Annotated in this window: 12 protein-coding genes; 8 read left to right on the top strand and 4 right to left on the bottom strand. The window is 71.8% G+C overall.

Annotation, left to right across the window (positions count from 1 at the left end; genetic code table 11):
- Positions 1-109 precede the first annotated feature (109 nt).
- Entirely contained in the window at positions 110-2,416 is a 2,307-nt protein-coding gene (locus tag ACG2DA_RS16935) for a hypothetical protein (RefSeq protein ID WP_395256977.1), read from the top strand.
- A 198-nt stretch (positions 2,417-2,614) separates the two neighbouring features.
- Positions 2,615-3,826 carry an AAA family ATPase gene (locus ACG2DA_RS16930; RefSeq protein ID WP_395256976.1) on the top strand — a complete coding sequence of 404 codons (1,212 nt, stop codon included), beginning with the start codon at positions 2,615-2,617 and terminating at the stop codon, positions 3,824-3,826.
- Positions 3,827-3,854: 28 nt separating this feature from the next.
- On the opposite strand, the gene ACG2DA_RS16925 is transcribed toward ACG2DA_RS16930, so the two are convergent.
- Together ACG2DA_RS16925 and ACG2DA_RS16920 are read right to left on the bottom strand one after the other, a co-directional pair.
- Positions 3,855-4,871: a hypothetical protein gene (locus ACG2DA_RS16925; protein ID WP_395256975.1), complete on the bottom strand. Its 1,017-nt coding sequence runs from the start codon at positions 4,869-4,871 to the stop codon at positions 3,855-3,857.
- Positions 4,872-4,966: 95 nt separating this feature from the next.
- Positions 4,967-6,145 (bottom strand): M24 family metallopeptidase, encoded by a 1,179-nt coding sequence (locus ACG2DA_RS16920; protein WP_395256974.1) that lies wholly within the window; start codon positions 6,143-6,145, stop codon positions 4,967-4,969.
- Positions 6,146-6,265: 120 nt separating this feature from the next.
- Here ACG2DA_RS16920 and ACG2DA_RS16915 point away from each other — a divergent pair, with 120 nt between their 5' ends.
- The 3 genes from ACG2DA_RS16915 to ACG2DA_RS16905 all read left to right on the top strand — a co-directional run bounded on the left by ACG2DA_RS16915 (position 6,266) and on the right by ACG2DA_RS16905 (position 8,059).
- Positions 6,266-6,772: a hypothetical protein gene (locus ACG2DA_RS16915; protein ID WP_395256973.1), complete on the top strand. Its 507-nt coding sequence runs from the start codon at positions 6,266-6,268 to the stop codon at positions 6,770-6,772.
- Entirely contained in the window at positions 6,769-7,638 is an 870-nt protein-coding gene (locus ACG2DA_RS16910; protein ID WP_395256972.1) for an NAD-dependent epimerase/dehydratase family protein, read from the top strand. Before ACG2DA_RS16915 ends, ACG2DA_RS16910 begins: the two co-directional genes overlap by 4 nt.
- 82 nt (positions 7,639-7,720) lie before the next feature.
- Positions 7,721-8,059, top strand: coding sequence for a DUF3140 domain-containing protein (locus ACG2DA_RS16905; RefSeq protein ID WP_395256971.1), 339 nt, complete (start codon positions 7,721-7,723; stop codon positions 8,057-8,059).
- A gap of 60 nt (positions 8,060-8,119) precedes the next feature.
- Here ACG2DA_RS16905 and ACG2DA_RS16900 read toward each other — a convergent pair whose 3' ends face one another.
- Entirely contained in the window at positions 8,120-9,619 is a 1,500-nt protein-coding gene (locus ACG2DA_RS16900) for an arylsulfatase (RefSeq protein ID WP_395256970.1), read from the bottom strand.
- A 194-nt stretch (positions 9,620-9,813) separates the two neighbouring features.
- Between ACG2DA_RS16900 and corA the strand changes: the two genes are divergently transcribed.
- Complete coding sequence (gene corA, locus ACG2DA_RS16895; protein WP_395256969.1) at positions 9,814-10,974, top strand: magnesium/cobalt transporter CorA; 1,161 nt, start codon at positions 9,814-9,816, stop codon at positions 10,972-10,974.
- A 45-nt stretch (positions 10,975-11,019) separates the two neighbouring features.
- On the top strand, positions 11,020-12,843 hold the full coding sequence (locus ACG2DA_RS16890; protein WP_395256968.1) for a serine/threonine-protein kinase: 1,824 nt from the start codon (positions 11,020-11,022) through the stop codon (positions 12,841-12,843).
- Positions 12,844-12,906: 63 nt separating this feature from the next.
- Here ACG2DA_RS16890 and ACG2DA_RS16885 read toward each other — a convergent pair whose 3' ends face one another.
- Complete coding sequence (locus ACG2DA_RS16885) at positions 12,907-13,155, bottom strand: hypothetical protein (RefSeq protein WP_395256967.1); 249 nt, start codon at positions 13,153-13,155, stop codon at positions 12,907-12,909.
- A 217-nt stretch (positions 13,156-13,372) separates the two neighbouring features.
- Between ACG2DA_RS16885 and ACG2DA_RS16880 the strand changes: the two genes are divergently transcribed.
- On the top strand, positions 13,373-14,518 hold the full coding sequence (locus ACG2DA_RS16880; RefSeq protein WP_395256966.1) for a DNA-methyltransferase: 1,146 nt from the start codon (positions 13,373-13,375) through the stop codon (positions 14,516-14,518).
- Positions 14,519-14,574 lie beyond the last annotated feature (56 nt).

Here is a 14,574-nt window from a genome sequence, read left to right as displayed (position 1 = left end):
CGGGGGGCGGTCGGCCGATGAACCGTCACGACCGCCCCTGCCCGTACGACCGGACCGCGCCCGCAGGGCCCGGTCGGCCGGGGGCCGCCACTCCCCCCGGAGCCGCCCGATGCCTGTCGTTCGCACCGCCCGCCCGATCGCCCCGGGGTGCGCGGAGTCCGGTTCGGCCGTCCCCCGCGCGCTCCGGCGGTCCGCTCGTTGGCGACGATTCCTCGGCGCCGGGGCGTTGCTGGCCGTGCCGGCGCTGGGGTGGGCCCAGGACGGCGGCGGACCGCCCGCCCCCGCGGCGGAGGCGATCGGCGAGGCGACGCCGGGACTGGCGACCGCCGAACCCGCGGAGGCCCCCGCGGGCGCCGCGACGGAATCGGTCGTGCGGCTTTCCGGGCCCCGCACCAAGACCGAGATCGTCAAGACCTACGCCAAGCGGATCCTGCTGCCGCCGGGCATGAAATGGACGGACGCCGGCGGGTTCGACGAGAACGTCGTCACCGTCACCGCGGAGGACAACGCCTCCCTGCGGCTCTACGCCGCCAGCCCCGGCGTCACCCAGGTCGACCTGTTGGCCGTGGACGAGGACGGCAATCAGCGGACGTTCTCCATCGAGGTGCTCGTCACCGCCGACGCCCGGGCTCTGCAGGCCGCGGTCGATCGGCTGTTCCCAGGCACCGCCGTGGAGGTCTACGGCCTGACCGACACCAGCGTGGTGCTCCGCGGCTGGATCACCCGGCCGGAGCAGGTGTCCCAGATCGTCGAGGTCGCCGGCCAGTACTTTCCGCCGGAGAACATCCTGAACCAGATGCGGGTCGCCGCCCCGCAGCAGGTTCAGTTGAACGTCGTGTTTATGGAGGTGCAGCGGAGCAAGGCCCAGGAGATGGGCATCAACCTCAGCTGGTTCGGCGAGGACGGGTTCTTCAGCAGCACGGTGGGCGACGTCGTCCCGCTGTCGGGCATCGGCGGGGTGGGCTCCGGCAACACCGGCCTGCCGCTGGGCGGCACGCCGAGCCTGCAGTTCCCGGCGGCCGCGATCTCCAACCCCACGCTCGCCGCGGGCGTGATCAGCAGCTCCGGCGTCTTTCAGGCGTTCGTGCGGGCGCTGCGGGAGGAACGACTGCTGAAGGTCCTCAGCGAGCCGGTGCAGGTCGCCAGCAACGGGCGGCCCAGCTACTTCCAGGCCGGCGGCGAGTTCCCCGTCCCCATCCCGCAGGGCCTGGGCGCCGTGGGCATCGAGTACCGCCCCTACGGCGTGGAACTGTCCGCGGTGCCGATCATCCTCGGCGGCGGCCGCGTCCGGCTGGAACTGGCCGCCAGCGTCTCCGACCTCGACTTCTCCCGCGGCACGACGATCTCCGGCACCACGGTGCCCGGCCTGTCCCAGCGGCAGACGAACACGCAGGTCGAACTGGAGTTCGGCAAGACGCTGATGATCGCCGGCCTGATCCAGAACACCCAGCAGGCCGCCGCCCAGAAGATTCCCCTCCTCGGCGAACTGCCCGGCATCGGGGCGGCGTTCCGGCGGGTGAAGTTCGAGGAGGCCGAGACCGAACTGGTGATCCTCGTCACCCCGCACCCCGTCGCCGGGCTGGACCCGCACGAGGTGCCGTGCGGCGGGCCCGGCCGCTCCTCCGCCGCCCCGACCACCCGCGAACTGTTCGGGCTGGGGGTGCTCGAGGTGCCCGGCGCCGACCCGTGCGGCCCCGGCAGCACCCCCGGTTGCGGCCCGACCTGCGGCCCCGTTTGCAACGCCGGCGGGATCGCGGGGGCTCCGGGCGGGTTCGTCGGCGCCGGCTACCCCGCCGCGAGCCTCCCCCCGCAGACGTTCGCCCCGCACAGCGACGGCCAGCCGGTTCCCGCCGGCGCGCCGACCGGGTTCCCCCCGCCGATCGAGCACGCTCCGACCGGCGACTTCGTGCCGGCGGCGCCCATGCCGATCGACGGCGGGCGGTCCCTGCCGAACGCGAGCCCCGCGCCCGCCGGCAGCCCGAACCTCAGCATGCCGCCGCGGACCCCGTCGCGGAGCGTTCCGGGCGGCGCCCAACCGCCCGCCCTGCCGATCGAACCGGCGCCCGCCCCGGTGCCGACCGAGGACGCCCCCGCCGCCGCCCCGGACGCCGGAGCCGACGCCGCCCCGGCCCGCGAGGCGAACCGCTTCGCCCCGAGCTTCGCCCCGGCCCGCCATCGCTCCGCGACGGCCCCGACCCCGCAGGTTCACCGGGCCGTCGGCGGGTACCAACCGGTGAGCGGCCAGCGGGCCGGCGCTCCCCGCGTCGTGCCGGCGGCGTATCAGCACGCGTTCCCGCAGGCCGCCCCGGCGGTCGCACCGCCCGCGACGGCCGACGAGACCGCGGACGGCTCGAGGCCCGACTTCGGTTCGTTCGGAACCGGCCGCGTCACGGCTCCGCCGCCGATTCGCCGCTGAGTCGCCGCGACGAACCGTCGTCGCCGCGACGAACCGTCGTCGCCGCGACGAACCGTTGCCGCCGTCACGGGCCCTTCGACCTCCGCGTCCGAATTGCCGCCGCACCGGTCCCCGTCGTGACGCAGTCTTGCGTTCGCCGCTCCCCCCGTCCGACGCCCCCGGACCGGTTTCGACTCCCCCACGCCCTCTCGCACCGCGATGAACGACGTCACCCGCCTGGCGCTGGTCGACCCGGACGATCGGACTCGCCGGGACGTGAAGAACCTCCTGCTGGGCCTGGACATGGTCTGGCTGGAGGCGGAGACCGGCCGGTACGACGGCTTTGAGGACACCGTCGCCCAGAGCCGGCCGGACCTGGCGCTGGTCGCGCTGGACGGCGACCCGCAGCGGGCCCTCACGCTGGTGAACCGGATCGCCCACGAGACGCCGGACTGCACGGTGATGACGGTCTCCGCCAGTCAGGAGGGCAGTCTGATCCTGCAGGCGATGCGGGCCGGGGCGAAGGAGTTTTTGTCCCACCCGTTGAAGATCGACGACTTCATCGCCGCGCTCGACCGCATCCGGCTGTCCGGCGGCGGGGGCGGGGAAGACGGCAAGCCGGCCCGCGGCAACCGCGTGATCGCCGTCGCCGGCGTCGGCGGCGGCGTGGGCTGCACCTCGCTCGCGGTGAACCTCGGCTGCGCCCTCGCCGAGGACGCCCGCAACAGCGTCACGGTGATCGACCTCGACCTCGCCCTCGGCGACGCCGACGTTTGGCTGGATATTATTCCGGACTACACCATTCAAGACGTCGCGGAGAATCTCTCCCGCCTGGATTATTCGCTGCTCAAACGCAGCCTAACCCGGCACGACTGCGGGGCGTTTTTATTGCCGCGCCCGGTTCAGATGGAAGAGATGGTCACGATGGGCGCCGAAGACCTGAAACGGGTCATCGCGCTGCTGCGGGCGACGTTCAGCCACCTCGTGATCGATATCGGCAAGAGCTACGGGGCGCTGGATCAAACGGTGCTGGACGCGGCGGACGACATTCTGCTGGTTTGCCAGCTCGACCTGCCGGCGCTGCGGAACGTCGTGCGGGTGCTTCAATATCTGGATCTGCAAGATAAAAACGCCCCGAAGGTGAAGATCGTCCTGAACCGGATGGGCCTGACGGACCGGCAGATCAGCGTCTCCAAGGCGATGGACACCATCGGCCGGGAGGTCTTTTGGAAGCTGCCGAACGACTACGGCACGATGATCGAGAGCCGGAACAACGGCGTGCCGCTGATCTCCCACGCCCCGACCAGCCGTCTGACCGAGAGCGTCCGCGGGCTGGCGGCGAAGCTGGACGGCGCCGACGCCGCCCCCGCCGCCCCGACCAAGGGCGGCTCCAAAAGTTTGTTCCGCTTTCTTAAGAAGGCTGCTGCCTGAGCGGGCGATCGCTGCGGGCCGAAACTCGCTATTTCGCGTTCGCGATCCCCGCGGCCCCGGCGAGGGTGTCCGCCACCCGCAGTTCGTCGAACGTCACCGCCCCGCTGGAAAACAGCGTGATACAGACTGGAAAGCCGGGTCCGCCGACGCTCCCACTGACGCTAGCATTAACGGCCAAGCCGCCTCGCGTGAGCACCGCCGCCTCGGGGGCGGGTTCCGGCCTTGTCGGGTCGGGATCGACAAACGCGCTGCAGACGGCCTCCGTCCCGTCCCGGGAGACCTCAACGCGGAGCACCAGCAGGGTCGTCGCTCCCGGGACCGGCGCCTCGCCCGTGGTGACCTGGTCCCCTAGGTATGCATGTCCGCCGCCCATGCTGAGGCTGAGGGGGCCCGGCCCTACGTTGAGCGGCCGCCCCGCCGCCCGGAGCGGCTTGAACAAGGATTCTAACTGAAACAGGCACCACTCCCGGGTGCGGGAGATCGGCTTGGGGTTTTGCTCGGTATCCGTCCACGGCTTGCCGACGGCGATCTCGTGCGTCCTCGTTTTCCAATGATGCTGTTTATAGTTCACTTCGTTTCCTGGCGTCGGCAGCGGCCGCCAGTTCAGGATTAGGCCGAAGCAGCCGTCGAGGCTGCCGGCGTGCAGCCGGCCCTCCGGCTTGATCAGCACGCCGATGTAGGTGGTCGTGCCCGGCAGGCCGACCGGGTGCGCCAACCGTCGGCTGACGGCCCCGAGGTGCGGGTCCAGGGCCACGCTGCTGACTGACCCGCCGGCGGAGACGACGCCGGGCAGCCGCAGCGAGTCCGCCATCCCCAACAGGTGGTCCGCCCGCCGCGGGTGCCGGGAGGGGTAGGGGCTGTTTGCTAACAGGGGCTCGGGGACCCACGGCCCGAGCCAGCCGTCGCCGCCCTTGGAACCGACGAGGTACTGCCCCGGCCGGACCTTCTCGAACGAGTCGTACGCCCGCACCCCCTCCGGCAGCTTCGGCGGGTCCGCCGCGGGCGGGGCGAGGAGCAGGCTGGCCGTGAGCAGGGGCGTGAGCATCGCGTCCAACCTCGATGGATACCCGACCGACCGAGGTCGGGGAGCAGGAATTGGATGCAGGACACTTTATCAGCTCGGGTCGCGGCCCGAGGTCCTCACAGCTCCAACACGCCGGGGCGGCGATACGTTTCCTCGCCGACGCGGACCTTCACCCGCGGCCAGTCCTCCATGCCGGTGACGGGCTCCGCGGGGCCGTCCGGCGTGACGAGGGCCGTGTCGCACAGCGCCGCCGGGCCGATCCGCGGTTGCCAGACCAGCGGGACGCCCGGCCGCAGGGTTTCCGCGGCGTCCGGGCCGAGGATCGCTTCGGTCGGGGCGAAGCCGGTCCGCAGGGCGACGGGGGCGGTCTCCCAGTCGGCCGCGGGGCCGGTCTTCTCGTAAACCCGGGCGACGGGCGCCCACACGTCCGGCCAGGCGACGCCGGCGCGGGCGTGATGCAGCCCGGCGGCCTGCACCCGGGCGGCCCGACCGTGGGCGGACCGCAGCGTCTCCCGCTGGTCCGGGGGCAGGGCGGCGAAGGCGATCGTGCGGCCGCAGTGGGCGTGCAGGCCGCCCCGCCGGCCGATCGCCTTCAGGGCCAGCCGTCGTCGGACGGGGCGGCGGTCGAAGGCGTAGTGCGGCTGGTCGTCCGCCCGGCCGTCGCCCGCGGCCCGGATCAGCGCCGGCGTGATCCCGCGACGCAGCAGCCGGTGGGCGACCTCCCCGGCGAAGTCGCTCTCGGTCCGCCCCGGGCTCGCCCCGCGGCAGGTCGCCTCGACGGCGTGGGCCACGTCCGCCGCCAGTTCCGCCAGCGCCGCGGCGTCCGCCGGGTCCGGGACGGCCCGCAGCTCCGCCAGGGCGGCCCGCAGATCGGTCGGGGCGTCCGCGGGTTCGTCGAACCCTCGCGGCCGGTCGACCCCCACGGACCGGCCGCGGCACAGGTCGCACAGCAACTCGGCCCGCGGCTGCCGCCAGGGGCGCTGCTTGAGTTGGAACCCCAGCCCCGGCAGTTCGCGGTCGAACAGGTGGGGACTGTCGGCGTCGGAGCAGACGACCACCCGCGACCGCCGCGTGAGGAACACCGCCGCCGCCGCGTCGCCCTCCGCTCCGGTGGCCCCGCCGGACAGGTCCGCCCCGCAGGTGATCCAGGCGAGGTTCGCCGGCTCCGTCAGCAAAACCGCGTCCAGCCCGCGGGCGTCGATCAGTTCCGCGATCGCCTCCTGCCGGGCCTGGGCGCGGGCGAGCCGGTCCGGGTCGAAGATGTCCATTTCCGCGCTGCTCGCCGGGTGCGACATCGGGCGGGGAACGACTTCTGGGGGCGAGCGTGGGGACGGCGACGGGGGAAGGGTAACCTGTGAGACCCCCCGCTCGCCCCCGGGCGGTCGCCCGTCGTCCCCCCGTTCCCGCTCCCCCCGGTGGCCCGCACCGAAGCCGACCGCGAGGACCTGTTCGCTGAGGCCGTCGCGCTCGTGCGGCGGGCGGAGCGCGTCCTGCCGAATCTGCCGGAGGAGCAGAACCCGGTCGTCGCCGGCGTCCACCGGGACGGCCGCGTGAGCGTGTATTGCGGGGGCGCCGTCGCCGATCATTTCGACTCCGCCGGCCGGCTGGCCCGGGCCTTCCGCTCCGCCGGCGACGGCACGCCGCGGCTGTACCGCTCCCAGGGCGACACGCTGGCCGAATTGGTGCGGCGCCGCGCCGCGGACCGCACGACGCTGGTGCGGCGGGACCTGGCGGCGGAGGAACTGGCGGCGTTCCTCGCCGCGACCCGCGCGCGGCTGGGCGTCCTCGCCGCCGGGCTCGCCGGCCCGGAGACCCCGCGGCGGGTCGCCGGAGAGGATCCCAGCGCCGACCTCGCCGCGTTCCTCGCTGCCGCCTTGCCCGCCGACGGCCCCCTCGCCCCGCGATTCAAAGGGAAACGATGAGCCAAACCCGCCTCGTCCTCGGCTGCGGCTACCTCGGCCGGCGGGTCGCCGCCCGCTGGCAGGAGGCCGGTCATCGCGTCGTCTGCCTGACCCGCTCGCCGGAGACCGCCGCGGAGTTCGAGCGCCGCGGTTGGGGGGCGGTCGTCGGCGACGTGACGGACGCGGAGTCGTTAAAGGCCCTGCCGACGCCGGACGTCGTGCTGCACGCGGTCGGCTACGACCGCGGCTCCGATCGCTCGCGGGAGCAGGTCGCCGCGGAGGGGACGGCGAACGCTTGGGACAGCCCCGCCGGCGGGGCTCGACGATACATCTATATTTCGACCACCGGCGTCTACGCCCAAAGCGACGGGGCCTGGGTCGACGAGGAGAGCCCGACCGAGCCGGACAGCGACGGCGGGCGGGCGAACCTCGCCGCGGAACAGATCGTGCGGTACCGCTTCGGCGGTCGGGCGGGCGTGGGCGTCGTGCTGCGGCCCAGCGGCATCTACGGCCCCGGTCGGGTCATGCGGTCCGCGGAACAGGTGCGGGCCGGCGAACCGGTCCGCGGCCGGGCCGACGCGTGGCTGAACCTCGTGCATGTGGACGACCTCGCCGCCGCGGTCTGCCTGGCGGCGGACGCGCCCGAGCCGGACGACCTGTTCCTCGTCTCCGACGACCGCCCGCTGACCCGGCGGGAGTATTACGGCCTGCTCGCCGAACGGCTCGGCGGCCCCGAACCGACCTTTACCGGCGAGGGCGGCCGCGTCGACGGCCTCGGCAAGCGGTGCCGAAATGCCGCTATCAAAGAGTACCTCGGCTGGTCCCCCCGCTTTCCCACCGCCGCGGAAGGACTGATCGACGCTTTGGGGGACGACCCGGCAGACTGACGCGACCGCTCGCCCATCCCCCGGCGGGGGCTCGGATCTAGAAGGAAACGACCCGCATTTCCTTCGACGAACCATTGGTCCGATGAACGACGACGAACGGCAGGACGCGTACGAGCAGTTCGGCGACCTGGTGAACCTGGCTCCCCAAGAGCTTGAGGAGTGGCTCGAGACGGACGAGTCAAAATCCGTCGGTCAGAAGGACGGCGGCGGCGAATCGACCGGCCACGAAATGGGCCGCCGGATCGTCGCCATCAAACGGACGAAGAAGGCCGACCTGTCCGACGACGACTACGAGGCGATGCGGAAGGTCTGCGGCTATATCAAACGGCACAAAGCCCAGGGGCCGGAGAAGAAGTCCGACCAAAAGGAGAGCGACTGGCGCTACAGCCTGATGAACTGGGGCCACGATCCGCTGAAGTGAGGGCGGCGTGCATCAAAAGCGTCCCGGACGCTGAGAGCGTCCGGGACGCTACGGGGACGCTCATTCCCGATCCAGCGCCCGCATCGGGAACAGTTCGCTCGGTTCGTGCTCCCGCTCCATCACGGCGGTGAGTTCGGCGAGCTTCTCCGGGCGGGCGTCGGCGAGGTCGGTCGTTTCGGCCGGGTCGTCGGCGAGGTTGTAGAGTTCCGTCGCGATCGGTTCGCCGGGTTTTACTTTCGACAGGCCGGTGCGGACGGCCTTCCAGTCGCCGACCCGCACGGCCTGCTGGCCGCCGTAGGCGGGGAACTCCCAGTACAAGAACTCCGGCGCCGGCTGCGATTCGCCGCGGAGCGTCGGGGCGAAGGAGACGCCGTCGATCTCGCCGGCGACGGCCTCTGGCAGTCCGCCGCCGGTCAGGTCGGCCAGGGTGGGCAGCCAATCGGCGAAGTAGGTGGGCCGGTCGGAGGTGAGGCCGGCGGGGACCGTGCCGGGCATCCGCACGATCAGCGGCGCCCGGATCCCGCCCTCATAGACGCTGCCCTTGCGGCCGCGGAAGCCGCCGGCGCTGTTGAAGTACTCGCTGTCGCCGCCGCCGAGGCGGTCGTACACGGGGCCGTTGTCGCTGGTGAAGACCACCAGCGTGTTCCCCGTCAGCCCCAGTTCGTCCAGCCGGTCCAGCAGTTCGCCGACCTGCCGGTCGATCCGCGTGACCATCGCCGCGTAGGCCGCCCGGGGGGTGGGGTGCTTCAGGTAGGCGGTGTGCTTGTAGGGCTCCTCCTCGATCGTGCGGCGGTACTCCGCGAGGCTGGGTTCGTCCTCCGGCACCTGGAGCGAGAGGTGCGTGGTCACCAGCGGGAGGTAGAGGAAGAACGGTTCGTCTTGATGAGCCGTGACGAACTCGTCGGCGACACGGAAGAACTCGTCTTGGGAGTAGGTTTCCCCGTGCAGGGTGCGGTCGTTGCCGGGGTACGGAACGCGCCGGGCCAGGTCCGGGGTGAGGTCCCAGAGGAAGCGGGGGAAGTGGTTGTGGGCGTGCCACTGGCAGACGTAGCCGAAGAAGCGGTCGAAGCCCTGCTTCGTCGGATCGCCGGAGCTGCCCTCCCACCCGAGGCCCCACTTGCCGGCGGCGGCGGTGGCGTAGCCGCGTTGTTGGAACAGCTCCGCGACGGTGACGGCCTCGGCCGGGATCGGGTTCTGGCCGGGGAACAGACCGCGGTCCGGGTCTTTGACGCGGAACTTCGGATAGCCGTTGCCGCGGATATAAGAGCGCCCGGCGTGCTTGCCGGTCATGAGACTGCACCGGGCCGGGGCGCAGACGGGGAAGCCGCTGTAGTGGGCCGTCAGCGTCGCCCCCTCCGCGGCGAGGGCGTCCAGCCGCGGGGTCCGGATGATCTCCTGCCCGAAGCACCCCAGGTCGCCCCATCCCAGATCGTCGCACATGATGAAGACGACGTTGGGAGGCCGCCCGTCCTCGGAATGAACGTCGGGCGATTCGGGGGCGCCCGCCGCCGGGGCGGGCCCGGCGGCGAGAAGGGCGGCGAGCAGCGGGGCGGGGAACATGGGGCGGTCGCTGTGGCAAGGGGCGGGCGGGGCGTCAGTATGCCGGCATGGCCGAACCCCCGCCCAGTCCCCACGCCGCCCCCCCGTCGTTCGGCGGCCACGCCGGCGCCGTCTTGCCCCCGCGGGACGACGCCGCGCCGCCCGTCGGTCGCCGGGACGGTCGGGGCCGCCGATTCCGGCTGCGCAGGCCCAGATTGCCGATCCCGCCGGCGGCCCGGCTCGCCAATCCGTTCCGCCGCGGACGCTCCTCCCGCAACGAGTTGCACACCGTTCCCGGCACCGTCGCCGCGGACCCGACCGCCCCCAAGCCGATCCTCACCGGCATCGGCTACGGCCCCAATTCGGACACCCACGGCAAGCTGACGGAGATCGTCTTCGACTCCCCCGACGAGATCCCCGCCTTCCTCGACGCCCACCCCGTCGCCTGGGTGAACGTCGACGGACTGGGCGACGCCCCCGTGCTCAACCGGCTGGGCGAGATCTTCGGGTTGCACCCGTTGGAGCTGGAGGACGTCACCCACACCCACCAGCGGGCGAAATTAGAAGAATATCCCGACCACCTGTTCGTGGTCGCGGACATGGCCAAACCCTGCCCGCCGGACCCGCGGACCGACCCAGATCATGCCGACGGGCCGATTTTCAAAACGGAGCAGATCAGCCTGTTCCTCGGTCGCGGCTGGGTGCTGACCTTTCAGGAGGAGCCCGGCGACTGCTTCGGCCCCGTGCGGGAACGATTGAAAAGCAAACGCGGCCGCATCCGCGACTGCGGGGCGGACTATTTATTCTACGCCCTGATCGACGCGGTGCTGGACGGCTACTTCCCGGTCGTGGAGTCGCTGGGCGACCGGCTGGAGACGTTGGACAACGAAATTTCCGACCGCTCCGGCCGCGGCGTCGTCGGCCGGCTGCACCGGCTCCGCGGGGAATTGTTGGTGGTGCGGAAACTGCTCTGGCCGCACCGGGAGATGACGAACAGTCTGCTGCGGGACCGGGAGTTGATCAGTCGCTCCACGCAGGTGTTTTTAAGAGACGCCCACGATCACGCCCAGCAATTGCTGGAACTTTCGGAAACCTACCGAGAACTGTGCAGCGACCTCCGGGACTTCCATTACGCCCAATTGAACACTCGCAGCGGGGAGGTTCAGAAGGTGCTCACGATCGTTGGCTCGATCTTTATTCCGCTGTCCTTCGTAGCCGGCCTGTGGGGGATGAACTTCGATACGAAGTACGAATATAACATGCCGGAGTTGGAGTGGGCCTACGGCTATCCGTTCGCCCTGGGGTTGATGGGGGCGATCGCGTTCGGCCTGCTGTTCTTCTTCTGGCGAATGGGCTGGCTGCGGCGGGAGGAATAGACGGGCGGGGGGCGTGAGGCTCCCGAGCGACTACGATGAATCCCGATGCCTTCGCCCGCCCCCGCCGCTGAGACCCCGTCTGAAGAGGACGACGACGCCCTCGCCGTCGTGCTCGATCAGTTGTTGGAAGACGCCGAGGCCGGGCGGCCGGTGGATCTCGATGCGGTCTGTCGGCGACATCCGGAGTTCGCCGGCGAACTGCGCGAGTTGTTCAACACCGCCGGGCTGATGCGGACGTTCCTGCCGTCCGGCGACGGCTCCGCCGCGGATCGCCGGGCGGGCGAGGAGCCTGCCGAGACAGTGGCCGCCGGGGACACGCCGCCGGAGCGACCCGCCCCGGCCCGGCGGGCGAACGCCCCGGAGCCGCCGCCGGGGTACGAGTTGCGGGAGGAGTTGGGCCGCGGCGGGATGGGCGTCGTCTATCGGGCCTTCCAGACCGAGCCGGGCCGGGAGGTGGCGCTGAAGATGATCCGGCAGGCGGCGCTGGCCAGCCCCGAGGACGCCGCCCGCTTTCGCCGCGAGGCCGAGGCGACCGCCCGATTGGACGACCCGCACATCGTGCCGGTGTTCGAGGTGGGCGGGTTCGACGGGCCCGACGGCGGCCCGGGCGGCGACACGGCCCCGTTCTTCAGCATGCGGCTGATCGAGGGCTCCACCCTGGACGCCGAACTCCGCAAGGGCCCCCGCCCGCCGCGGGAGTTGGCGGCCCTGCTGGCGCCGGTCGCCCGGGCGGTGGACACCGCCCACCGGGCCGGGGTGCTGCATCGCGACCTCAAACCGTCGAACATCCTGCTGGACCGCGTCGGCCGGCCGTTCGTGACGGACTTCGGCCTCGCCGGTCGGGCCCCGCGCCCGTTTCCCGGCCCGACCGACGCGACGGGAACCGCCTCGGCGGACGCGGGCGGGGGGGCGGAGGCCGGGGAGGGCATGGGGCCGGACCCGCCGACGCTGACCCAGCCGGGGGCGATTCTCGGCACCCCCGCGTGGATGAGTCCGGAGCAGGCCGCCGGCCGCCGGGAGGCGATCGGCCCGGCCAGCGACGTCTACTCCCTGGGGGCGATCCTGTACGCCGGGCTGACCGGCCGACCGCCGTTCTCCGGGGAGACGCCCGCCGAGACGGTCATGCGGGTGCTTGAAAACGAGCCCCGCCGCCCCCGCCGGCTCAACGAGGACGCCGACCCGGACCTCGAATTGATCGCTTTAAAGTGCCTGCAAAAGCCGCAGGACCTCCGCTACCCCAGCGCCGCGGCGCTGGCGGACGATTTGGAGGCGTATCTCGCGGGAGAGCCCGTCAGCGCCCGCGGCGGGCGGTTGACGGACCTGGTGCACCGCACCTTCCGCGAGACGCACCACGCCCCGATCCTGGAGAACTGGGGCCTGCTCTGGATGTGGCACGCCGCCGTGCTGGTGGCGCTCTGCTTCGTCACGAATTTATTGCAGATCAACGGCGTCGATTATCGACCGACCTACGTCTTGATGTGGACCGCCGGGCTGGGGGCGTGGGCGGCGGTCTTCTGGACCCTGCGGCGGCGGTCCGGGCCGATCAGCTTCGTGGAGCGGCAGATCGCCCACGTCTGGGCCGCCAGCATGGCGTCCTCCAGTTTGTTGTTCGCGATCGAATGGCTCCTGGAGATGCCGGTGCTCTATCTGTCGCCGGTGCTGGGCCTGATCGCCGGCAGCGTGTTCTTCGCCAAAGCGGGGATGCTGTCCGGAGCGCTGTACGTCCCCGCCGTGGCCCTGTTCGCCCTCAGCCCGCTGATGGCCTGGATGGAACGCAACCTCCCCCGCGAGCACGACCCCGGCGTGCTGCTGTTCGGCCTCGTGACCGCCGCGGGGTTCTTCTGGCCGGGGTGGAAGTACCGGAAGTGAAACCGGGGGCGCCGTTTATCGACGACGGCGAAGCGAGGGAGCGAAGGGGGCGGTCGCGGTCGGCTACCGCCCGCCGCTTTTGCGGCGGGCGATCATCACTCGCAGAATCACGTTGTCCGGCACGCCGTAGTAGGCGAATTTGCGGCGGACCAGGTCGCAGAAGTGCATCGCTTCCGACGGGTGCAGCAATAACTCGTCGATGCTCAGGCTGTCGCGGTAGAGGGCGTGGAACTGCTCGACGACGCGGTCGGTGAACTCCTCCCGGCTCAGCGGGATGTCGTAGTCGGCCGGGTCGAAAACGCGGCGGGCCATGGCGGCGAACCTCGGGGGCGACGAACCTGGGCGACGAACGCAAGGGCGGGGAAGGGGCGGGCGGCCGGTTGCGCCAGATCCCGGCGGCGGGCACCATCCCCGTCGCTCGCACCCCCCGCAACCCGACGGCGGCCCCGCCCGATCGCCGCCCGGCGGCGCCCGGCGGGCGGCCGCGGTTCGCGCCGGGCGGGGGGACCGGCTACGATGACCTCCGCTTATGCCCCGTCGTTCCGATTCTCCGCCGTCCGCCGCGGCGGCCCTGCGCAAGGGCCGCGCGCCGAACGGTACGGCCCGTCCGAAAACCTCCAAGAAGGAGGTCCTGAACGGCGCCGCCCGCCGCACGGCCGCCCCGCACGGCGCCGCCGCAAAGCCGGTCCGCAAGCGGAAGACGGCCCCCCGCAACAAGCTCGTGCACGGCGACTGCCTGCCGCACCTGCGGAGCCTGCCGGACGGCTGCGTCGACCTCGCCTTCGCCGACCCGCCGTTCAACGTCGGGTTCAGCTACGACGTCTACCGCGACCGCAAGTCCGCCCAGGAGTACGAGGACTGGTGCCGCGAGTGGATCGAGCAGATTCACCGCGTCCTCAAGCCGCACGGCACCTTCTGGCTGGCGATGGGGGACGAGTTCGCCGCGGAACTGAAGGTGCTCGCCACCCGGGAGATCGGCTTTCACTGCCGCAGCTGGGTCGTCTGGTACTACACCTTCGGCGTGAACTGCACGCGGAAGTTCACCCGCTCGCACGCGCACCTCTTCCATCTCACCAAAGACGCGAAGGAGTTCACCTTCAACGCGGAGGACCCGGAGGTCCGCGTGCCCAGCGCCCGCCAGCTGGTCTACAACGACCCGCGGGCCAACCCGACCGGCCGACTGCCGGACGACACCTGGAAGTACGGCCCGTTCCTGCCGCCGGGCGAGGCGACGGAGTTTCGCCCCGACGCCGCCGAGGGCGAGGCCCAGTGGATCATCCGCCCGCAGGACATGCCGGAGGGGTTCCAACCGGGGGAGAACACCTGGTACTTCCCCCGCGTCGCCGGCACGTTCAAGGAGCGCGAGGGCTTCCACGGCTGCCAGATGCCGGAGCAGTTGCTCGGCCGCATCGTGCGGGTCAGTTCGAACCCGGACGACCTCGTGCTGGACCCGTTCGCCGGCACCGGGACGACGCCGGCGGTGGCGAAGAAGCTCGGCCGCGACTGGCTGGGATACGAACTGTCCGGGGACTACGCCGACCGGGCCGCGGCCCGGCTGGAGGGGATCACTGTCGGCGACCCGCTGAACGGGTCGGACGCCCCCACGGTCTCCGCCCCCAGCACCCGCAACGGCCGCAAGCGGAAGGCCGGGCTGCCGAAGGAGCGGCCGGGGTGAAGCCGAAGGGGTAAGGGGAAAACGTGGAGCCGCGACCGTGAGGGAGCGTCTCTGTG

Source organism: Alienimonas sp. DA493 (genome assembly GCF_043951915.1).
Taxonomy (GTDB): Bacteria; Planctomycetota; Planctomycetia; order Planctomycetales; family Planctomycetaceae; genus Alienimonas.
The sequence above is the reverse complement of the archived record's forward strand: the minus strand, read 5'-3'. Positions and strand labels throughout refer to the sequence as shown.

Bases quoted from the DNA above. Each gene is read 5' to 3' on its own strand.
- ACG2DA_RS16935 (WP_395256977.1), top strand. From the start codon at position 110: ATGCCTGTCGTTCGCACCGCCCGCCCGATCGCCCCGGGGTGCGCGGAG.
- ACG2DA_RS16930 (WP_395256976.1), top strand. From the start codon at position 2,615: ATGAACGACGTCACCCGCCTGGCGCTGGTCGACCCGGACGATCGGACT.
- ACG2DA_RS16925 (WP_395256975.1), bottom strand. From the start codon at position 4,871: ATGCTCACGCCCCTGCTCACGGCCAGCCTGCTCCTCGCCCCGCCCGCG.
- ACG2DA_RS16920 (WP_395256974.1), bottom strand. From the start codon at position 6,145: ATGTCGCACCCGGCGAGCAGCGCGGAAATGGACATCTTCGACCCGGAC.
- ACG2DA_RS16910 (WP_395256972.1), top strand. From the start codon at position 6,769: ATGAGCCAAACCCGCCTCGTCCTCGGCTGCGGCTACCTCGGCCGGCGG.
- ACG2DA_RS16905 (WP_395256971.1), top strand. From the start codon at position 7,721: ATGAACGACGACGAACGGCAGGACGCGTACGAGCAGTTCGGCGACCTG.
- ACG2DA_RS16900 (WP_395256970.1), bottom strand. From the start codon at position 9,619: ATGTTCCCCGCCCCGCTGCTCGCCGCCCTTCTCGCCGCCGGGCCCGCC.
- ACG2DA_RS16890 (WP_395256968.1), top strand. From the start codon at position 11,020: ATGCCTTCGCCCGCCCCCGCCGCTGAGACCCCGTCTGAAGAGGACGAC.
- ACG2DA_RS16885 (WP_395256967.1), bottom strand. From the start codon at position 13,155: ATGGCCCGCCGCGTTTTCGACCCGGCCGACTACGACATCCCGCTGAGC.
- ACG2DA_RS16880 (WP_395256966.1), top strand. From the start codon at position 13,373: ATGCCCCGTCGTTCCGATTCTCCGCCGTCCGCCGCGGCGGCCCTGCGC.